The sequence below is a fragment of the Tenacibaculum sp. ZH5_bin.1 genome, assembly GCF_042865525.1.
GTDB lineage: Bacteria > Bacteroidota > Bacteroidia > Flavobacteriales > Flavobacteriaceae > Polaribacter > Polaribacter mesophilus.
Map to the genome: position 1 here is coordinate 80586 of NZ_JBEGIO010000003.1, position 20236 is coordinate 100821.

General features: G+C 30.2%; 20 protein-coding genes. 15 read left to right on the forward strand and 5 right to left on the reverse strand.

Going from position 1 to position 20236, the window contains the following annotated elements; translation table 11 throughout:
* Nucleotides 1-3: 3 nt before the first annotated feature.
* The 5 genes from ABHQ57_RS10600 to ABHQ57_RS10620 form a co-directional block, all read right to left on the reverse strand.
* Nucleotides 4-903: a helix-hairpin-helix domain-containing protein gene (locus ABHQ57_RS10600; protein WP_073184518.1), complete on the reverse strand. Its 900-nt coding sequence runs from the start codon at nucleotides 901-903 to the stop codon at nucleotides 4-6.
* A gap of 12 nt (nucleotides 904-915) precedes the next feature.
* Nucleotides 916-2607 carry a sodium:alanine symporter family protein gene (locus ABHQ57_RS10605; protein ID WP_047790098.1) on the reverse strand — a complete coding sequence of 564 codons (1692 nt, stop codon included), beginning with the start codon at nucleotides 2605-2607 and terminating at the stop codon, nucleotides 916-918.
* 85 nt (nucleotides 2608-2692) lie between these two features.
* Nucleotides 2693-3592, reverse strand: coding sequence for an SDR family oxidoreductase (locus ABHQ57_RS10610; protein ID WP_167714192.1), 900 nt, complete (start codon nucleotides 3590-3592; stop codon nucleotides 2693-2695).
* Complete coding sequence (locus ABHQ57_RS10615; RefSeq protein WP_047790096.1) at nucleotides 3592-4596, reverse strand: TrkA family potassium uptake protein; 1005 nt, start codon at nucleotides 4594-4596, stop codon at nucleotides 3592-3594. Before ABHQ57_RS10615 ends, ABHQ57_RS10610 begins: the two co-directional genes overlap by 1 nt.
* A complete protein-coding gene (locus tag ABHQ57_RS10620) occupies nucleotides 4593-4820 on the reverse strand; it encodes a hypothetical protein (protein ID WP_047790095.1) in 228 nt (75 codons plus the stop codon). Before ABHQ57_RS10620 ends, ABHQ57_RS10615 begins: the two co-directional genes overlap by 4 nt.
* A 113-nt stretch (nucleotides 4821-4933) precedes the next feature.
* On the opposite strand from ABHQ57_RS10620, the gene uvrA reads away from it, so the two are divergent.
* The 15 genes from uvrA (at nucleotide 4934) to ABHQ57_RS10695 (ending at nucleotide 20236) form a co-directional block, all read left to right on the forward strand.
* Complete coding sequence (uvrA, locus tag ABHQ57_RS10625) at nucleotides 4934-7759, forward strand: excinuclease ABC subunit UvrA (RefSeq protein WP_167714193.1); 2826 nt, start codon at nucleotides 4934-4936, stop codon at nucleotides 7757-7759.
* A 139-nt stretch (nucleotides 7760-7898) separates the two neighbouring features.
* On the forward strand, nucleotides 7899-8582 hold the full coding sequence (locus ABHQ57_RS10630) for a response regulator transcription factor (RefSeq protein ID WP_047790093.1): 684 nt from the start codon (nucleotides 7899-7901) through the stop codon (nucleotides 8580-8582).
* Nucleotides 8583-8698: 116 nt separating this feature from the next.
* Entirely contained in the window at nucleotides 8699-10297 is a 1599-nt protein-coding gene (locus tag ABHQ57_RS10635; protein ID WP_159493728.1) for a vitamin K epoxide reductase family protein, read from the forward strand.
* A 115-nt stretch (nucleotides 10298-10412) separates the two neighbouring features.
* Nucleotides 10413-10574, forward strand: coding sequence for a hypothetical protein (locus tag ABHQ57_RS10640; RefSeq protein ID WP_159432123.1), 162 nt, complete (start codon nucleotides 10413-10415; stop codon nucleotides 10572-10574).
* A 2-nt stretch (nucleotides 10575-10576) separates the two neighbouring features.
* Nucleotides 10577-10732, forward strand: coding sequence for a hypothetical protein (locus ABHQ57_RS10645; RefSeq protein WP_156167085.1), 156 nt, complete (start codon nucleotides 10577-10579; stop codon nucleotides 10730-10732).
* 13 nt (nucleotides 10733-10745) lie between these two features.
* Nucleotides 10746-10982, forward strand: a complete 237-nt coding sequence (locus ABHQ57_RS10650; protein WP_167714194.1) for a hypothetical protein — start codon at nucleotides 10746-10748, stop codon at nucleotides 10980-10982.
* A gap of 11 nt (nucleotides 10983-10993) precedes the next feature.
* Complete coding sequence (locus ABHQ57_RS10655; protein WP_156167083.1) at nucleotides 10994-11182, forward strand: hypothetical protein; 189 nt, start codon at nucleotides 10994-10996, stop codon at nucleotides 11180-11182.
* Between the two features lie 57 nt (nucleotides 11183-11239).
* Nucleotides 11240-13426: a peptidase domain-containing ABC transporter gene (locus ABHQ57_RS10660; RefSeq protein ID WP_167714195.1), complete on the forward strand. Its 2187-nt coding sequence runs from the start codon at nucleotides 11240-11242 to the stop codon at nucleotides 13424-13426.
* A gap of 83 nt (nucleotides 13427-13509) precedes the next feature.
* Nucleotides 13510-13737, forward strand: coding sequence for a hypothetical protein (locus ABHQ57_RS10665; protein WP_125064392.1), 228 nt, complete (start codon nucleotides 13510-13512; stop codon nucleotides 13735-13737).
* A gap of 208 nt (nucleotides 13738-13945) precedes the next feature.
* The gene (locus ABHQ57_RS10670) at nucleotides 13946-15235 is read left to right on the forward strand and encodes an HlyD family secretion protein (RefSeq protein WP_159493726.1); all 1290 of its coding nucleotides are present in this window, start codon (nucleotides 13946-13948) and stop codon (nucleotides 15233-15235) included.
* A 72-nt stretch (nucleotides 15236-15307) separates the two neighbouring features.
* Nucleotides 15308-15499 carry a hypothetical protein gene (locus ABHQ57_RS10675; protein WP_047790086.1) on the forward strand — a complete coding sequence of 64 codons (192 nt, stop codon included), beginning with the start codon at nucleotides 15308-15310 and terminating at the stop codon, nucleotides 15497-15499.
* Between the two features lie 244 nt (nucleotides 15500-15743).
* Entirely contained in the window at nucleotides 15744-15923 is a 180-nt protein-coding gene (locus ABHQ57_RS10680) for a hypothetical protein (protein ID WP_047790085.1), read from the forward strand.
* 18 nt (nucleotides 15924-15941) lie between these two features.
* A complete protein-coding gene (locus tag ABHQ57_RS10685) occupies nucleotides 15942-16085 on the forward strand; it encodes a hypothetical protein (RefSeq protein ID WP_159432124.1) in 144 nt (47 codons plus the stop codon).
* 507 nt (nucleotides 16086-16592) lie between these two features.
* On the forward strand, nucleotides 16593-17303 hold the full coding sequence (locus ABHQ57_RS10690) for a TIGR00730 family Rossman fold protein (protein WP_047790084.1): 711 nt from the start codon (nucleotides 16593-16595) through the stop codon (nucleotides 17301-17303).
* Between the two features lie 110 nt (nucleotides 17304-17413).
* Nucleotides 17414-20236 (forward strand): aminopeptidase, encoded by a 2823-nt coding sequence (locus ABHQ57_RS10695; RefSeq protein ID WP_231128431.1) that lies wholly within the window; start codon nucleotides 17414-17416, stop codon nucleotides 20234-20236.

The window sequence follows — 20236 nt, forward strand, 5'->3', positions numbered from 1 at the left end:
TGTTTATTCTGCTTTCAAATATAAGATTATTCTATCGTATTTATTTAGTGGAAAATCTTTAATATTTCTTAATTCTGATATATCTTGTAGTTCAGCTACTTCATCTCGATATTCAAATATCTTTTTACATAACTCATAATCAATATATGGATTTTTTAACACTTCTTTGAATTTGGCTGTATTTACATTTACTTTTTTAATAGTTGGTTTTTTAATTACAGTAAAAGTTTGCATGACTTTGTTTGCTGCAGCTTTATTTATTCCCCAAACTTCATATAATTGTTTTGAGAATGAATACCCTTGTAACTTCTTTCTATACTTTATAATTCGAGAAGATAATACTTCTCCAACACCACTAATAGTTTCAAAATCTTGTTGAGTGGCTTTATTAATATCATTAGTAGAAATTTTATATACCTTATTATATGTATGCCTTTCACTTAAACCTAACTCTATTTTACTTTTCTTCTTTTGGTTTTCTTCTTTTACAACCCAATCTGGAAATTTAAAATAAGGAGCTATTCTGTTCAAAAGACTATCAGATATTTTTGTTACTTGTTTAAAATCTTTAGCCGAGTTAATCCATTTATTTTGTTTTCTGTAATTGTGTAATCTATCTATTTCCTCTACAGACATTCCTAGTTGATAACCTTTAAAGTCTGTTATATAATTTGGATTGAATGGATATCGTTTAGGTTTTCTTTTAATCAATTCAATTCTTTTCAAACTATCAATAGTATTTTGAAGAGCTACTAGCTCTTTCTTATTTATACCCTCTATTTTTTCTGAAGAAAAATCTATGTACACATATATAAATTGTAAAACAACTATTAAAAATAATAAAAAGAAAACCCCATTTCTTTGGCGTTTATTATACCAGAAATGGGGTTTAAATATTTTCATTCGTTTTGTTTTTTATTCTTCTACTGCTTCTTTTTTAAGGTTAATAGCATCTAAATATCTTTTTAGTTGCTTTTTAACCACTGGCATCAATAAGTATAAACCTACCATGTTAGGGAACACCATTGCAAAAATCATTGCATCTGAAAAATCCCAAATAGACTTCATACTCGCTGCTGCTCCAATTACTACGAAAGTTAAGAACAAAATTTTATATGTTAAATCTGCTTTTTTTCCTCTACCAAATAAAAATTTCCAAGACTGCAATCCGTAATACGACCAAGAAATCATTGTAGAAACTGCAAATAAAACAACTGCTACAGTTAAAAATACATTTGAGTATGGAATGTAAGCTGCAAATGCTCTTGAAGTAATTCCTGCTCCCTCATAAGCCACACCGTCAATAAATACAGATCCTGTACCATCTCCTCCATATTCAAAAGCTCCTCCAAAATTAAAGATAATAATTACTAAAGCTGTCATTGTACAAATTAATACAGTATCAATAAACGGCTCTAATAATGCCACTAAACCTTCTGATGCAGAATATTTTGTTTTCACTGCAGAGTGCGCAATTGAAGCCGAACCTGCTCCAGCTTCATTAGAAAAAGCTGCTCTTTTAAACCCTACTAATAAAACACCTATAACACCACCAACACCTATCGCTGTAGGATTGAAAGCTTCTGTTATAATTAAAGAAATAGCATCATCTATTAAAGAGAAATTAACCCCTAAAATATACAAACAAGCCAATAGGTATAGCAATGCCATAAAAGGAACTACTTTTTCTGTTACAGAAGCAATTCTTTTGATACCTCCAATAATTATAATACCTACTAAAATGGCTAGTACAATACCTATGATAGCTCCAGCTGCTGTACTCTCTAAACCTAACAACTCTTTAATAACTATTGTTGCTTGGTTAGATTGAGCTGCATTACCACCTCCAAAAGAACCTCCAATACAGAAAACTGCAAATGCTCCTGCTGCTATTTTTCCTAGTGTTGCAAAACCTTTTTCTTTTAATCCTTTAGATAAATAATACATAGGACCTCCATACACTGTTCCGTCTTCTCCTACATCACGATAATGTACTCCTAATGTACATTCTACAAATTTTGTTGACATCCCTAACAAACCGCAAATAATCATCCAGAAAGTTGCTCCCGGGCCTCCTAAAGCAATTGCTAATGCAACTCCTGCAATATTACCATTTCCAACTGTACCAGAAACCGCTGTTGCTAATGCCTGAAAGTGAGAAACTTCACCTTCATGACTTTCATCGCGAATAGTATCTTTAATATCTCCATCAATTTCTAAGTCACTATGTAAGCTCTCTATATTTTCAATATGCTCCTCAATATCGTCAACTTCATTCATATCTACTCCTTGAGCTATACCATCTTCACCATACAATAATTGCGCGCCATGTTTTTCAATATCTTCATATTTCCCTCTTACAACATTTATTGCAGTAAAGAAGTGACGGATATTTGGAAATCCAAAATAGAGCGTAAAAAAAGCGGCACTAGCCACTAACAAAATCAATACAAAAGGGGTACCAAATACTGGAAAAAAAATCACACTACTAAAAAAATCAGAAAAAGGTTTAAACGCTTCATCAATCATTTGATCAATTCCTTTTTCCTGTGCAAATGTTAACATTGGTGTTATTGAAAACAGCAATGCAAGTAGTTTTTTATTCATAATATGTATTAGATTTTTGAATTAGTAGCCCGCAATATCATAAAAAAATGCACTTACAACAAGTTTTCGTTGTTAAATATGGTTTTTACATTAGCTTTTCTTTAAATTTATGTAAATCTTCTTTAAAAGATTTTGGTCGCAATCCTAATTCTGTTTGGGCTTTTGTTAAATCAAAACCCGTAATAGCAGGCCGTAAGGCTGTTTGATTTAAAACAGCTGTAGAAATTGGTTTTATTAAGCTTTTATCTAACCTAAAAGCTTCTGCTATTTGTTGTGCAATTTCATAAATACTCATCATTCTTTTTGAGGAAATATTGAAAATTCCTAGTGCTTTTTTATCTATTGATAATTTACACGCTAATGCCAAATCTTCTACATAAGTTGGCATACGAAATTGGTCATCTACTATAGTTATTTCTTTCCTGTCTTCCAACATTTTCTTCACCCACAATACTATATTAGTGCGCGACATATCATATACTTTTCCATATACTAATATGGTACGTAAAATAGCATAATTTACCTTAGACTTTATTAATAATTCTTCTGATTTTAATTTGGAGAGCCCATAATAATTCAACGGGTTTGGCTTATCACTCTCTTTGTATGGTCCATTTTTCCCATCAAAAATAAAATCAGTTGAAATATGTATTAAATGAGTTTTATTTTCTTCTGAATAGTTTTTAAGATATTGAACTACATCTATATTTAGATTATCACAAGCTTGTTTATTTGTTTCACAAGCATCAACATTTGTCATTGCTGCTGTATTCACAATAACATCTGGCTTATATTCAGACAGTTTTTTGTAAAGCAAATCTTCATCTGTAATATCAATTGAAACATAATTAAAGTCACCTCTACCACTTCTATTTTCTCCTCTTGAAAAACCTATTACCTGATATCTTTCTTTTTCTTCTAATAAAAGGCTTACTAAAGTTTGCCCAAGTAAACCATTACTTCCAGTTATTACAACTTTCTTCATTAAAAAACTTTTCTAAGTGTTTCTATCTGTTCAGGACGTCCTAAAACAATCAAATTTCCTCCTATTTCTAATTTCACCGAAGCTTCTGGGTTGATAATGTAATCTTTATTTGGAGTACGATACCCTATAATTGTACAACCTGTTTTTTTTCGTAAATCTAAATCTAATATTGTTTTATCAATGTATTTTTCTGGCAAGTCATTAATTGCTACTTCTTCTAAGTTAGCAGTTGTTTCTCCTTCAATAGTTAGCCTATCTACAAACTCAATAACATCAGGAGTTACAACTAAAGATGCCATGTGAGAACCTCCTAATTTATCTGGCATAATTACATTATCTGCTCCTGCTATTTTTAACTTACTATATGATGTTTCTTTAGATGCTCTACTAATTACTTTACAATTTTTATTTAATTGTTTTGCTGTTAGCACTACAAATAAATTATCGGCATCAGAAGGCAACGCTGTTATTAGATTTTCTGCATTCATAATACCTGCTCTTAATAGAGTCTCATCAAGCGTTGCATCTCCTTGAATAGTTAACACTCCTTTTTCATCTAACTGCCTCACTACATCATTAAATTTTTCAACCACTACAACTTGTTTCTTGTAGTTTTTCAATTTCGAAATAGCTTGTTTACCATTTCTACCATAACCACAAACTATGGTATGACCTTGTAACTGCTCTATTTGTTTTTGCACTTTTTTTATTTTTAACTGATGAAAAAATTGCCCACTAATTAAATACTCTGAGAATGAAGAAACTGCATAACCAAAAACAAACAAACTAGATATTATCAATCCGATAGTAAATAGTTTTTCCCCCGTACCAAAAGGATGTACTTCTCCAAAACCAATGGTACTAATGGTTATAATCGTCATGTACAAAGCGTTAATAAAGGAATAATCAAAAAGTAACATATAACCTGTTACTCCTAGCATAACTATTAAGACAGAATAAATTATAGCTCTATATAACCTTGATTGAAACACTGTGTTTATCATAAATCAAAAACAGATGTTCTTTTAGTATAAATCATATCTTTTAATCTTAGTAAAAAAGCCATTGTTAAATATAATCCAAAAGACAAACCTACTGTTACAAATGATATATAAATAAAAAACAAACGTACATTAGTGGCTCGCATACCCAATCTATCAGCAAACCTGGAAGACACGTTAAAACCATGGCGCTCAAAAAAAAGCCTTACAAAATCTATAAATTTCATTTATTAATTAAGTTTTATTCGCAATATACTATTTTCAGTTTATTTGTTGATAATCGCTGCTTCAAAATAAATTTGGTTTTGGTAACTTTGCTGTTTTTGGTAAAATCCTCACTTTGAAAGAACAAGAATACATAGAAGTTTACGGAGCTCGAGCTCATAATTTAAAGAATATTGATGTTAAAATTCCTCGTGAAAAGCTAGTTGTAATTACTGGCTTAAGTGGTAGCGGGAAATCTTCTTTAGCTTTCGACACGATTTATGCTGAAGGACAACGTCGTTATATTGAAACTTTCTCTGCATATGCACGTCAATTTTTGGGCGGATTAGAAAGACCTGATGTTGATAAAATTGACGGACTTTCTCCTGTAATTTCTATTGAACAAAAAACAACAAACAAAAGCCCTCGTTCTACTGTAGGAACCATTACTGAAATTTACGATTTTCTTCGTTTACTATTTTCTCGTGCAGCAGATGCTTATTCATACAATACAGGTGAAAAAATGGTAAGTTATTCTGACGAACAAATTAGAAAATTAATTTTAAAAGATTTTGACGGCAAACGTATTGCCATTCTTGCACCATTAATTAAATCAAGAAAAGGGCATTATCGTGAACTATTCGAACAAATTTCTAAACAAGGTTTTGTTCGTGTTCGTGTGGATGGAGAAATTAGAGAAATTGAAAAGGGCATGAAACTCGATCGTTACAAAACGCACGATATAGAAGTCGTTATCGATCGATTAGCCGTGAATGATGCTGCTGAAAAACGTCTAGAAGAGACTATTAAAACTGCCTTGTACACGGGTGATAATATTTTAATGGTAATTGATGTTGATGATGAAAAACCTCGTTATTTTAGTCGTGAACTCATGTGTCCTACTACGGGAATCGCTTACCCTAATCCTGAACCTAACACTTTTTCGTTCAACTCACCAAAAGGAGCTTGTTCTCACTGTAACGGACTAGGGATTACCAACGAGATAAATCATCAAAAAGTAATTCCAGACGATAGCATTTCTATCAAAAATGGAGGAATTGCACCTTTGGGTGAGCAAAAAAACAGTTGGATTTTTAAACAACTTCAAACTATTGCTGAGCGTTATAACTTTAAACTAACCGACCCTATAAAAAGTATTTCTAAAGAAGCTATGGAGATTATTCTTCATGGAGGAAAAGAAAAATTTGAAATTCAATCAAAAACTGCGGGAGTTACCAGAAATTATGAGATTGATTTCGAAGGTATCATTGCCTTTATTGAGAATCAATATAAAAACTCAGAAAGCACATCAATCAAACGTTGGGCAAAAGGTTTTATGGATGAAGTTACTTGTTCGGTTTGTGATGGAAAGCGTTTAAAAAAAGAAGCGCTTCATTTTAGAATCACTGATAAAAATATTAGTGATTTAGCCCAAATGGATGTGCTAGAGTTGGCTAATTGGTTTCAGGAAGTTGGCACAAAATTATCAGAAAAACAATTAACTATTGCTTCTGAAATTTTAAAAGAAATTCGCACACGCATTCAATTTTTATTGGATGTTGGGTTAGATTATTTAACATTAGACAGAACTTCAAAATCTCTTTCTGGTGGAGAAGCCCAACGTATTCGACTTGCAACACAAATAGGTTCACAACTTGTAGGTGTTTTATATATTTTAGATGAGCCTAGTATTGGTTTACATCAACGTGATAATCAAAAATTAATTGACTCTTTAATTAAACTTCGTGATGTTGGAAACTCTGTTTTAGTGGTTGAACATGATGAAGATATGATTAAGAATGCTGATTTTGTTTTAGACATTGGTCCAGGTGCAGGTAGACATGGAGGAGAAATTGTTAGCGAAGGCAACTTTGACGATTTAAAAAGTCACGATACCCTTACTGCTGACTATTTATCGAGAAGAAAAGAAATTGAGGTTCCTAAAAAACGTCGTGAAGGAAACGGAAAAACAATCTCATTAAAAGGCGCTTCTGGAAACAACTTAAAAAATGTTTCCGTTGAATTTCCTTTAGGTAAAATGATTTGTGTCACAGGTGTTTCTGGTAGTGGGAAATCTACCTTAATTAATGAGACCCTATACCCTATTTTAAACGCGCACATTTACCGAGCAGTAAAAAAACCAATGCCTTACAAAAAAATTGAAGGCTTAGAACATATTGATAAAGTTATTGATATTGACCAGTCTCCTATTGGTAGAACTCCACGTTCAAACCCTGCTACTTATACAGGAGTGTTTAGCGAAATACGTAGTTTATTTGCAAAAACTCCAGAAGCCTCTATCAGAGGGTATAAACCCGGTCGTTTTAGTTTTAATGTAAAAGGTGGACGTTGTGAAACCTGCCAGGGTGGTGGTGTTCGTGTAATAGAAATGAATTTCTTACCAGATGTTCACGTAGAATGTGAAACTTGCCAAGGAAAACGTTTTAACCGAGAAACTTTAGAAATTCGTTATAAAGGAAAGTCAATTTCTGATATTTTAGAAATGACAATTAACGAAGCTACAGCATTTTTTGAACATATTCCTAAAATCTATAGAAAGTTAAAAACAATTAAAGATGTTGGTTTAGGATACATTACACTCGGACAACAATCTACTACTCTTTCCGGAGGAGAAGCCCAACGCATTAAATTAGCTTCTGAATTATCAAAAAGAGATACTGGAAATACCTTTTATATATTAGACGAACCAACAACTGGGCTTCATTTTGAAGATATCCGTGTATTAATGGAAGTATTAAACAAGTTAGCAGATAAAGGAAACACCGTTTTAATTATTGAGCACAACTTAGATGTTATCAAACTCGCCGATTACATTATTGACATTGGTATGGAAGGTGGTAAAAAAGGCGGTAAAGTTTTAACATTTGGAACTCCTGAAGAAGTTTCCATCCACAAAAAAAGCTATACAGCAAAATTCTTAAAAAAAGAGTTAAAAAAGTAACATAACTACATTTTTAATAAGTAGATAATTTGTTTTTTATATATTTTTTTTTGATTTCAAATTAATTTATATAAATTTATGAACTGATTTAAAAAAAAGAAATCAGTTAAATAGTATTTCCCCCCGAAATTATTTAAACATGAGAAAAGAAAAACAATCTGCTTTGTTAGCAGATAATTGCCCGCTTATTTGTGAAACGTACAAGAACATAATATCTAAAATAGCTAGGTTAAACCCAAGTTTTAATTTTAACACAGACATTACCTATAATTGTAATGGAGCTTACGACATTATAAAAAAAACAATTGAAAAAGAAACTTCACTTAGCTTTGTTGTTTTAGACTTAAAACTTTCTCCTGCTAAGAATAGAAAAATCTTATCTGGTGAAGATTTAGGGCTTTTAATAAGAAAATTACTTCCAAACACAAGACTGATTGTTTCTACTGATTGTAATGATAATTACAGAATTTATAACATTTTTAAAAGCTTAAATCCTGAAGGTTTTCTTATTAAGAACGATTTAACTTCAAAAGAGTTAAAAAATGCAATAAAAAATGTAACAAACAATATACCTTATTATAGTAAAACTGTCTTAAGCCTCTTAAGAAAAGAAGTTTCTAATAATTTTTCCATTGACGCAATAGACAGACAAATACTATACGAACTTTCATTAGGCTCTAAAATGAAAGATATGCCGAATTACATACCTCTTTCCGCAGCTAGTATTGAAAAAAGAAAACGACATCTAAAAAAAATATTCAATGTTAAAGCTAAAGGAGACCGAGAGTTAATATTAACAGCCAAAGAAAAGGGCTTTATTTAAAAAAAAACGATTACGGTTTTCCCTTACTTTTTTTATGGTTTTTTCTATAAAAAAACAACTATCAAAATATAGCTTTGGGGAAACAGAAAATAACTATCCTTAAAACCTTTTTACTTTTGAAAGACACATTAATCAATTTAGTACAAAATTTACTTAAGAAAAATAGTATTTCTTTTGATAAGGAAGAATTGGCTTTTCAAATTCAAAGTCACCCTTCTTACCCTAGTTTACATGCAATTACTGGAGTATTAGACCATTTTAACATTGAAAATGTGGCAGCTGACGTTCCTGTTAATTCAGAAACACTTTTACAACTCCCCGGCTGTTTTATTGCTCAAATAAACAGTGAACATGGTCAAGATTTAATTGTAGTAGAAAGAAAAAAATCAGATTATATAATTTATGATTCTGAAAACAAAAAAACGAAGTTATCTGAAAATGAGTTTCTAAGTAAATTTACAGGAATTATTGTTGCTGTTGAAGAAACTGAAGGTTATCAAACAACTAAAAATAACTCCAAATTAGTTAAAACTATCGGTTTTTCTCTTCTTAGTATTTTTACGTTATTTTTTGTTTTTTATAGTTCAACTTCATGGTACAATACTTTTTATTTCTTACTATCAGTAACAGGATTAATTATCAGTATCGCAATTGTAAAACAAGAACTTGGATTGAAAACCGCTATTGGTGATGCTTTTTGTTCAGGAGCTGATGATAAAAAAGATTGTGACGCTGTATTAACCTCAAAAGGAGCGGAAATTTTAAAAGGATATAAATTAAGTGACTTTAGCATGCTTTATTTTATTGGGTTATCTCTTTTAACTTTTACTCAAATTTCTAATCCTGTAATTTCATATACTATTAGTTTACTTGCTATACCTATTACTCTATACTCGCTATATTATCAATATGCAGTAGTAAAAAAGTGGTGTCTTTTATGCTTAAGTATAGTTGGAGTTCTTTGGCTACAAGCACTGGCTCCAGTATTGACAAATAATTACATTAACACCTTTATAATTAAAGATTTTGTCACCTTGGGTATCGTTGCTTCTTTTACGTGGTTAGCTTGGAATTATATTAAACCTTTATTTACTGAAGTTCAAGAACTCAAAAAAGAAAAGATAGCAAGTGTTAAATTTAAGAGAAACTATGCTTTGTTTGATAGTTTATTACAAAAATCACCTCAACTTGACACTCAATTAACTGATAGTAAAGAAATTGTTTTTGGAAACCCTAACTCCAGCCTTGAAATTACAATAATCACCAATCCTTTCTGTGGACACTGTAAACCTGTTCACGCTCATGTTGATGAAATTATTAAAAGATACCATAACAATGCAAAAATTAAAGTACGCTTTAATGTAAGTGTAGAAAAAAAAGATAGTGATGTCGTTAAAATTACCAGTAGACTCATAGAAATATATAATACACAAGGAGAAAAAGAATGTCTTCAAGCCATGGATGCTATTTATGAAGGGCAAAAACCAGCTGCTTGGTTAAAAAAATGGGGTGAGTGTTCTAATAAAGAAACTTATACATTGGAGCTAGAAAAAGAAAAGAATTGGTGTAATCAAAATGGCATCAACTTTACTCCTGAAATTTTAGTAAACGGTAAATCATTTCCTAAGGAATATAACAGAACTGATTTAATTTTATTTATTGAAGATTTAGAAGAAAATATAGAAGCTTCTGATGTTTCATTAAAAACAGTATAAAAAGACAAAGCCCAAAAAGGGCTTTGCATTTTGAACAAAATTCTCTCGCGAAGAATAGACACATTGGTGAGTGTCTTTAAATGTTCGCCGCAAAAGTAACCTTAATATTTTAATTATGAAAAAACAAATTCTAAATTTAGGTAAAGCTTTAAAAAAAGCGGAACAAGCTCAAATTAACGGAGGTAGAATGCAATGTGATGTCAACAGAGACCGTGTTTGTGAAGACTTCGGTTGGAAATGTGCAGAAACATATTGTCGCATATTAATGCCTTTATAATTATGAAAAAGAAAATTTCAAACTTAGGCAAGGCTTTAAAAAAAACAGAACAAGCTCAAATTAACGGAGGCAGAAAACAATGTGATAAAAATAGGGATGGTATCTGTGAAGACCATGGAAGACACTGCGCAGAGTTTTATTGTAGTTTTGTTTCATAATAAAATTTTAATCATGAAGAAGCTAATTTTAAACTTAGGTAAGACTTTAAATAAAACAGAACAAAAAACAGTTAATGGTGGTAATGCCATTTTCTGTGATGCAAATGGCAACTGTCCTATAGGTAGTTACTGCGATGGTCATTTATGTATAGATAACGGTTCTGGCAATGGGGGAAGCGACCCTAATAAAGACTGTAGAAACCCTCACAGGTTTTGTATTGACGAATTCGACACTTGTTGTATCTACTAAAAATATTTCTTATGAAGAAATCAATTTTAAACTTAGGTAAAATTCTAAACAAGAAAGAACTAAAATCAATTAACGGTTCTGTTATTATTGCCTGCTATAGTCATGCCGAGTGTCCCCAAAAAATGGGATGTTGTAAAAACCCTCCTTATATTGGAATATGTATGGAAGGAGAAGCCTATAGAAGATTATGTAATAATTAATAACTTCAAATAAGTTAGAGGGTTAACTCTCTAACTTATTTCATATCTAAACTGAACTTGAAAAAATTCCCAAACTATAAACAGACAGAAGCAAAAGATTGCGGACCTACTTGTATTAAAATCATAGCCAAACACTATGGTAAAACTATCAATACTCAACAATTAAGAAACCTAAGCGAAACAACACGTGAAGGCAGTAGCTTATTAGGTCTTAGTGAAGCTGTCGAGTCTATAGGCTTTAAGTCTTTAGGTATAAAATTAGCCTTTAACAAACTTAAAGAAGCCCCATTTCCTTGTATTATTCATTGGAATAAAAATCATTATGTGGTTCTTTACAAAATAAAAAAAGATGTTGTTTATATTTCTGACCCAGCTCATGGGCTCATCTCTTTTACTAAAGAGGAGTTTATCCAACATTGGATTGGTAATAATGCCGATGAAAATACAGAAGAAGGTATTGCCTTATTAATAGAACCAACTCCCAAATTCTATCAAGAAGAGTTTGAAGAAGATGAAAAATTTGGTTTTTCATTTATTTTCAAATACTTATATAAATACAAAAAGTTTATAGTTCAATTAATAATTGGGCTCCTAGCTGGTAGTTTATTACAATTAATCTTACCTTTTTTAACTCAAAGTGTTGTTGATGTTGGTATTAAAAACCAAGATTTAAACTTTGTATACTTAATCTTATTTGCTCAATTATTTTTATTCATAGGAAAAGCTTCTTTAGAAATTATTAGAAGTTGGATTTTACTTCATCTTAGTACTCGAATCAACATATCTTTAATTTCAGATTTTTTTATCAAATTAATGAAATTACCTATCTCCTACTTCGATGTAAGAATGACAGGAGATTTATTACAAAGAATCAACGATCATAAGCGTATTGAACGAATTTTAACCACTTCTTCTTTAACTGTTTTATTCTCTTTTTTCAATCTCATAATTTTTAGTTTAGTTTTAGGGTATTATAGCATGCAAATTTTTGGTGTTTTTGTGTTAGGAAGTGTTTTATATTTTGGTTGGGTATTATTCTTCTTCAAAAAGAGAAAAGAGCTTGATTATAAACGTTTTTCTCAAGTAAGTCAAGAACAAAGTAAAGTAATTGAACTTATTAATGGAATGCAAGAGATAAAGCTTCACAATGCTGAAAGACGCATGCGATGGAATTGGGAATATGTACAAGCTCGTTTATTTAAAGTAGCTACTAAAAGCCTTGCTCTTGAACAAACACAAAGTGTAGGTTCTAACTTTATCAATGAACTTAAAAATATGTTCATTACTATACTTTCTGCTAAACTAGTAATAGATGGACAAATTACCTTAGGTATGATGATGGCTATTAGCTACATTGTCGGACAACTAAACGGACCAATTACACAACTAATAAACTTTATGAGAGATATACAAGATGCACAAATCTCCTTAGATAGATTAGGTGAAATACACAACATGGAAGATGAAGAAAAACCTAGTGATGAAAAAGTAACCATCATTCCAGATAACGCATCTATAAAACTAAATAATATTTCATTCAGGTACACTGGTGGTTTAGAGCCTGTTTTGAAAGATTTATCTCTTGAAATTCCTGCAAATAAAACAACCGCAATTGTAGGGGTTAGTGGAAGTGGAAAAACCACATTAATGAAATTACTTCTTGGTTTTTATCAAGTTGACCAAGGAGATATTATGATAAACAACTTTAACTTAAAAAACATTTCTCAAAAAGAATGGAGAAGAAACTGCGGTGTTGTTATGCAAGAAGGATATATCTTTAATGATTCTATAGCTAAAAACATTGCTGTGGGTGAAGATTATGTTGACAAGGAAAAGCTAGCTCACGCAATAGACGTAGCAAATATCAACGATTATATTGAGGGATTACCGCTAGGATATAATACCAAAATTGGTAGTGAAGGTAGTGGCTTAAGTACAGGTCAAAAACAACGATTACTTATTGCTAGGTCGGTATATAAAAACCCAAAATTCTTGTTCTTTGATGAAGCTACTAGTGCACTTGATGCAAACAATGAAAAAATTATTATGGGTAAGCTTAATGAATTCTTTGCTGACAAAACAGCTGTTGTAATAGCACACCGACTAAGCACTGTAAAAAACGCGCACCAAATAGTTGTCCTTGAAAAAGGAAAAATTATTGAAAAAGGAAATCATGAAGAATTAATCAAATTAAAAGGAAGTTATTACCATTTAGTCAAAAACCAACTAGATTTAGGTAAATAAAATATTCACTCGCGAAGAATAGACATAACTCTTGAGTGTCTTTAAACTATTCAAGGGTTTTATCAAACTTAAATTATTTTAAAATGAAAAAATCAATTTTAAATTTAGGAACACCTTTAAACAAATCTAAGCAACAGTTAATTAATGGGAGTAGTAATCAACCTTGTCCCTCAATTAATTGTTACTACGGAAATATCGATACACAACTTTATGGTAGTGCAGTTTATTGTGGTAGTTGTAGCGACTACACTAACCTCCCTAGTATCTGTAAAAACAGAGTTAGAGTTGGGGTTTATTGCTCTGGTGTTTAATCTAAAAAAAAGTGAAATTAAGTAAATAGAACAACAAATTAAAGTAAGTATCCATTGTGGCTCTGAAGTTGATTGTTATGATCAACCATTAGTAAAACCTTTAAGGATAATTAATAGAGATGTCATGCAGGAAACTGTGTCTTAACATAATTAATATTTATTTCATCGGTGCTCTTCTACTACAATGGTACCTTTATACACTCTAAATATGCCCGATAATTCTCAAAATATAGAAATTCGAAGTGAAGAAGTTCAAGAAATTTTAACCCATGTGCCTAACTGGATGATTCGTTGGGGTAATACTTTACTACTTACACTTATATTAATGTTATTATTCATTTCATGGTTTGTAAAATATCCTGATATAATTTCTACAGAAGTAATGGTTACGACCTCTACTCCACCTGAGAAAATTTATGCAAAATCAACAGGACAATTTGAAACTTTCTTAACTACTGAAGGCAAAAAAGTTTCTGAAGGTGATGTTTTAGCAGTTATTGAAAATAGTGCTTCTTTTAAAGATGTTTTACTATTAAAAAGTATAATTGATACAATTGAAATAAATCAACAAAAATTCTTTTTCCCTATTGATAAAGTTCCTCCACTAATTTTAGGAGATATAACCTCTAGCTACTCTCAATTTGAAAATGATTATTCTGAATATACCTTAAACGAAAAACTAACTCCGTTTAAATCGGAAAATTTCGCTAACCAAATGTCTGTTATAGAAGCTAGAGGCAGACTACAAATCTTACTTTCTCAAAAAGATTTAAATCTTAAAGAACTAGAATTTAAAGAGAAAGATCTTGATCGTAGTAGAAAAATGTTTAACCAAGGGGTTATATCTGCTAAAGAAAAAGATCAAAAAGAAATTGAATACTTACAAGCAAAACGCTCATATAAAACCCTTGAATCATCAATTTCTCAAATAAGAGAATTAATCAATAACTCTGCTAAAAACCTAGAAGGCACTTCTATAAAAAAAACACAACAAGATACTCGTTTAAAAAAGAAAGCTATTCAATCTTTTTTATACTTAAAAAAGGCTATTAAAGACTGGGAAAAACAATATGCTCTAACTTCTTCAATAAATGGTAAAGTATCCTTCTTATCTTTTTGGAATAAAAATCAAACGGTTAATACGGGTGATTTAATATTCACCATTATTCCTAATAAAGGGAATTCATTTATCGGTAAAATTGAAGCTCCTGCTGCTAATTCTGGTAAAATAAAGAAAGGTCAAAAAGTTCAGATTAAACTTTTAAATTATCCATCTGATGAATTTGGCGAATTAAATGGAAGAGTTAAATCAATTTCTTTAACTCCTGATGAGGAAGGTAATTACTTAATTAATGTAGAGTTACCACAAAAATTAATAACAACATACAATAAAACTATTCCTTTTAGACAAGAAATGAAAGGTGCTGCGGATATAGTAACGGAAGATTTACGTTTAATAGAACGTTTCTTTTATCAATTAAAAAATATTATCAAATAATAAAAAACAGACATAAACCTTGAGTGTCTATAAATGTTCAAGGAATTTATTAACCCTCGAAATTTTTCTATTATGAAAAAATCAATTTTAAATCTAGGAAAAGCTTTAACTAAAGCTGATCAAAAACAAGTTAACGGAGGTACTGGTTGTGTAATTTATACACCAGCAGAGTGCTTTGCTTGTGGTGGTTTCTCTTTACCTAACGGATGTTGCTTAGGATCGTATGAAACACATGCTTGTTTAGGAGAAGATGTTCCTCAATAAGAGAGTGCATTTACTATTATTTTAATTGAATCATTCCTAGGTTTAAACCAATTAAGAATAAAGTAGGTTTAAACCTAGGATAAATTTAGATTATACACAAGTAGACTATCAAGCCAATATAGATTATAAATTTACCCTAATAGAACAACTCATTATTAATAATATTTACTCGCGAAGAATAGACACAAAACCTTGAGTGTCTTTAAATAATTCAAGGATTATTAAATATTTAAATTTTTTAATCATGAAAAAATCAATCTTAAAATTAGGTAAAGCTTTAAAAAAAGCCAATCAAAAACAAATTAATGGAGGTGCTGCCAATAGTTGTTATCAAGATGGTAGAAAATGTTGTCAAACTAGTCCAGGAGGACATACTATATGTGATGCTGGTAGATGTGACAGATTTGGATGTATTTGGTATTAAATTTAAAACTTTTAAGTTATGAAAAAATCAATCTTAAACTTAGGAAAAGTTTTAAATAAAACTACTCAAAAGAATACCTTTGGAGGAAGAGTTCCTAGATGCTGTTTAGACTGGGATCCAATTCAACGCCACTGCTACAAATGGCAGCCAAACTGTTTATAAGCTTTTTAATTAAAGTTATATTAATTACAAACAGCTAGAATCATAACTTCTAGCTGTTTGCTTATTAAAAAAATATAGTCTTGTTAAAAAGCATAATACTAGTAAAATTTCTTTTACAAAGAATAAACACAAAACCTTGAGTGTCTTTAAAGAATTTAACAACTAATCAATTTTAACTTATTATCATAAAAAATCAATTATAGGATTAGAGAAAGCGAAAAAAGTCGAGGTAAATAAAACTGTAATTTTCTTGGTTCAGTTGTATAACTAACTGTTTTTATGTGAGAAAATTTCTTTTTATTACTTCTAAAACCTCGTGTTTATGCTAATGAATCTTATAAAGCTCAAACTTGATTAAAGTTTTACGTATAAAAAGCTACCTTGATTTCAAGGTAGTTTTTTATTTTTATTTTGTATCTATCCATAAAAAACCACTAAATTAGCAAGCTTGCTAAAAATTAAATTTTAGCTATTTAATTTGTTATTTAATATAAAAGTAGAAGAATTATGAGTCCGAATGATGACAGAAAAATTAGAGAAAAACTACAACAAAAAACTTGGAATGAAATAAAAACCAACGATTCTTGGGCTATATTTAAAATTATGTCTGAGTTTGTTGATGGATATGAAAAACTAAGTAAAATTGGTCCTTGTGTATCTATTTTTGGTTCTGCCCGTACAAAAACAGACGATCCTTATTATAAATTAGCTGAAGAAGTTGCTTTTAAACTAACTCAAAGCGGATTTGGTGTTATTACAGGAGGAGGTCCTGGTATTATGGAAGCTGGTAATAAAGGAGCGCACCGAGGAAAAGGAACCTCTGTTGGTTTAAATATTGAACTTCCTTTTGAACAACATGACAACCCATGGATTGACCATGACAAAAACTTAAACTTCGATTACTTTTTTGTTCGTAAAGTTATGTTTGTTAAATACTCACAAGGTTTTGTTGTTATGCCTGGTGGATTTGGTACTATGGATGAACTTTTTGAAGCTATAACACTAATACAAACTAACAAAATTGGACGTTTCCCTATTGTACTTATGGGTAAAAAGTTTTGGGGAGGCCTACTTGATTGGATTAAGAACACATTATTAGAGGAAGGAAATATTAGTGAAAAAGATTTGAATTTATTTAGAGTTGTTGACACTGCTGATGAAGCAGTTGAACACTTTAATAAGTTTTATGCTAAATATCAGCTAAAACCAAATTTCTAAAAATTTTTATCTTTAAAGCTCGTTGTAAATACAACGAGCTTTTTTATTTTCACAAAGTTTATGAAACTTAAATGTTTTCTGTAAAACTTTTAAACTCGCATTATATAATATTGAAACAGAAAATACTCCTTTTAGTATGTACTTCCATCTTGTATTGCTTTAAAATAGTAGCACAAGAAAACTCTGTTGAAATAAAAGCTAAATTAGATATAGGCAACGATGTTATTCATATTCTACAAAAAACAACTTTTTACAATCACTCTTCTTCTAATCTAGATTATATTTTTTTACATAACTGGGCAAATGGTTATAAAAACGATGATACTCCCTTAGCAAAACGGTTTATTGAAGATTACAAAAAAAACTTTTACTTTTCAAAAGAAAAAGATAGAGGTTACAGTAAAATAAAAAACTTAACTGTTAACTTTAAACAAGTTTCATTCAAAGAGAATAAAAATCAACAAGATATTATTAAAGTACTACTCAACAAACCTTTAAAACCAAAAGACAGCTTAATAATACGTACCTCATATTCTGTAAAAATTCCAAATGCAAAATATACAGGATATGGAAAAACAAAAACTGGATACCATTTACGTTTTTGGTATCTAACTCCTGCCGTATATGATAAAAAATGGCAACTGATGAGCAACTTAAATTTAGACGATCTATACGAGGAGCTCTCTAATTACTCTATTTCTATAGATATTCCTAAGAATTATCATATTGAAAGTAATTTGTATCAATATAAAACTGAACACAATAGCTATACAAACTATTATTTAGTTGGCGCCCAAAAAAAGGATATTATACTCCATATTGACACTATTAAAACTTTTAAATCTTTTAAGCTAAAGGATAAAGAAATTAAAACTGATGCCTACCTTAAAAAAATCACGAATGAAGAGACTACCAAAATTATAAATAAACAAATACAATTTATAGAAGACTTTATAGGTAAACACCCTCACCCTGAAATTTTTGTAGATTCTCGAACTATTAATAAAAATTCATTACATGAAATTTATGGGCTTCCAAGCTGGTTGAAACCTTTTCCTAAAAACTTTAGATGGGAAACTGGGTTCTTTAAAGCTCTTACTCAGAAATATTTCGACGATATTATTATTCAAAACCCAAGAAAAGATTATTGGCTTACTGATGGCTTCCAAACTTTTTTAATGATGGAGTATGTAAAAAAATACTATCCTGAAATTACTTTTCTAGGAAAATACTCTAAGTATTGGCCAATAAAAACATATAACATTGCTCAATTAAAGCAGAATGACAAATACCCTCTAGTATATCAGTTTAGCTCTCGAAAATTTTACGATCAATCTTTAATAACCTCTAGTGATTCTCTTTCTAATTTTAACAGAAAAGTTGTTAGTAAATACAAAGCAGGTTTAGGTATTAAGTATTTACACGATTTTGTAGGCGATAGTATTTTAAAAAAATCAGTAAAAGAATTTTATATTCAAAATCAATTAAAGCCCTCAAGTAGTAAATACTTTGCTCATATACTTCAAAAAAACACTTCAAAAGATTTGCAATGGTTCTTTGGAGATTATCTTACTACCGATAAAAAAATTGATTACAAAATAAAAAAGGTAGCTTATACCAAAAATAAAGACTCTCTAATTGTTACAATTAAAAATAAAAGAACGTTTAAAGCTCCTGTTGCACTATATGGCATCCAAAATAAAGATATAAAATTTAAAACTTGGATTACTAATATAGACTCTACCAAAACAGTTAAAATTAAAAGAGGCGACTTCAATAAACTAGCTTTAAACTATGAAAACAACTATCCTGAATTTAACTCTCTTAACAATTTTAGAAATGTAAATAATAGCTTTATAAGCAAGCCTCTCCAATTTCGTTTTTTTAAAGATTTTGAAAACCCCTATTATAATCAGTTATTTTATTATCCTGACATTAAGTATAATCTATACGATGGTTTAATACTTGGAGTAAATATAAATAATAGATCACTAGTTAATCACAACTTTCAATTTAGTTTAACCCCAAACTATAGTCTAAAAAGTAGAAACTTTACAGGATCTTTTTCTGTAGCATATAATCATTTTTTAAGAGACTCTAAGATTTATAAAATACGATATGGAATTTCAGGAAGTAACTTTCATTACGCACCTGAGCTAGGATATAATACTTTAAGTCCATTTATTAATTTTCAATTTAGAAGAAATACACTCCGCGATATAGGTTCAAAATTCTTAATAGCTCGAATCGTTAGTATTAATAAAGAAGTTGCACCTAACAATACTCAGAGTGATCAAGACAAGTATAATATTTTTAACCTTCGCTATATCAACAACAAATTTGATGCTATACGCAGAATACAGTATGCTGCTAACCTTGAAATAAACTCTAGTTTCAGTAAAATTTCAACCGATTTTCGTTATAGAAAGTTCTTTACTGCTAATGAAAGTTTTGAAGTCCGATTTTTTGGTGGACTCTTCTTATCAAACAAAACAGAAGGAAATTACTTTAGCTTTGGATTAAATCGCGGAAATGATTACTTGTTTGAGCAAAATTTATTTGGTCGCTCAGAAAGTGAAGGTATCTTTAGTCAGCAGTTTGTCGTTGGTCAAGGAGGTTTTAAATCTAAATTTAAAGAACCATACTTTGCTAATCAGCTTATAACATCTATTAATACCAGTGTAAGCGTATGGAAGTGGGCAGAAATTTATAATGACGTTGCCATGTTAAAAAACAAAAATACCTCTCCAAAGTTTTTTTATGAAAACGGTATTCGATTAAACTTCCTTCCTGAAATATTTGAATTTTATCTTCCTATTTACACCAATGAAGGTTTTGAAATCAATAAAAGAGCCTATCCTTCAAAAATTAGATTCATCATTACAACAGATATTGATAGAATTTATAATTTTATTAGAAGAGGTGTATTATAA

What these genes read in the sequence shown, in the direction of transcription:
- ABHQ57_RS10645 (WP_156167085.1), top strand. Translation starts at nt 10,577, where the DNA reads ATGAAAAAGAAAATTTCAAACTTAGGCAAGGCTTTAAAAAAAACAGAA.
- ABHQ57_RS10655 (WP_156167083.1), top strand. Translation starts at nt 10,994, where the DNA reads ATGAAGAAATCAATTTTAAACTTAGGTAAAATTCTAAACAAGAAAGAA.
- ABHQ57_RS10650 (WP_167714194.1), top strand. Translation starts at nt 10,746, where the DNA reads ATGAAGAAGCTAATTTTAAACTTAGGTAAGACTTTAAATAAAACAGAA.
- ABHQ57_RS10640 (WP_159432123.1), top strand. Translation starts at nt 10,413, where the DNA reads ATGAAAAAACAAATTCTAAATTTAGGTAAAGCTTTAAAAAAAGCGGAA.
- ABHQ57_RS10610 (WP_167714192.1), bottom strand. Translation starts at nt 3,592, where the DNA reads ATGAAGAAAGTTGTAATAACTGGAAGTAATGGTTTACTTGGGCAAACT.
- ABHQ57_RS10620 (WP_047790095.1), bottom strand. Translation starts at nt 4,820, where the DNA reads ATGAAATTTATAGATTTTGTAAGGCTTTTTTTTGAGCGCCATGGTTTT.
- ABHQ57_RS10630 (WP_047790093.1), top strand. Translation starts at nt 7,899, where the DNA reads ATGAGAAAAGAAAAACAATCTGCTTTGTTAGCAGATAATTGCCCGCTT.
- ABHQ57_RS10685 (WP_159432124.1), top strand. Translation starts at nt 15,942, where the DNA reads ATGAAAAAATCAATCTTAAACTTAGGAAAAGTTTTAAATAAAACTACT.
- ABHQ57_RS10665 (WP_125064392.1), top strand. Translation starts at nt 13,510, where the DNA reads ATGAAAAAATCAATTTTAAATTTAGGAACACCTTTAAACAAATCTAAG.
- ABHQ57_RS10615 (WP_047790096.1), bottom strand. Translation starts at nt 4,596, where the DNA reads ATGATAAACACAGTGTTTCAATCAAGGTTATATAGAGCTATAATTTAT.
- ABHQ57_RS10675 (WP_047790086.1), top strand. Translation starts at nt 15,308, where the DNA reads ATGAAAAAATCAATTTTAAATCTAGGAAAAGCTTTAACTAAAGCTGAT.
- ABHQ57_RS10605 (WP_047790098.1), bottom strand. Translation starts at nt 2,607, where the DNA reads ATGAATAAAAAACTACTTGCATTGCTGTTTTCAATAACACCAATGTTA.
- ABHQ57_RS10670 (WP_159493726.1), top strand. Translation starts at nt 13,946, where the DNA reads ATGCCCGATAATTCTCAAAATATAGAAATTCGAAGTGAAGAAGTTCAA.
- ABHQ57_RS10680 (WP_047790085.1), top strand. Translation starts at nt 15,744, where the DNA reads ATGAAAAAATCAATCTTAAAATTAGGTAAAGCTTTAAAAAAAGCCAAT.
- ABHQ57_RS10690 (WP_047790084.1), top strand. Translation starts at nt 16,593, where the DNA reads ATGAGTCCGAATGATGACAGAAAAATTAGAGAAAAACTACAACAAAAA.
- ABHQ57_RS10600 (WP_073184518.1), bottom strand. Translation starts at nt 903, where the DNA reads ATGAAAATATTTAAACCCCATTTCTGGTATAATAAACGCCAAAGAAAT.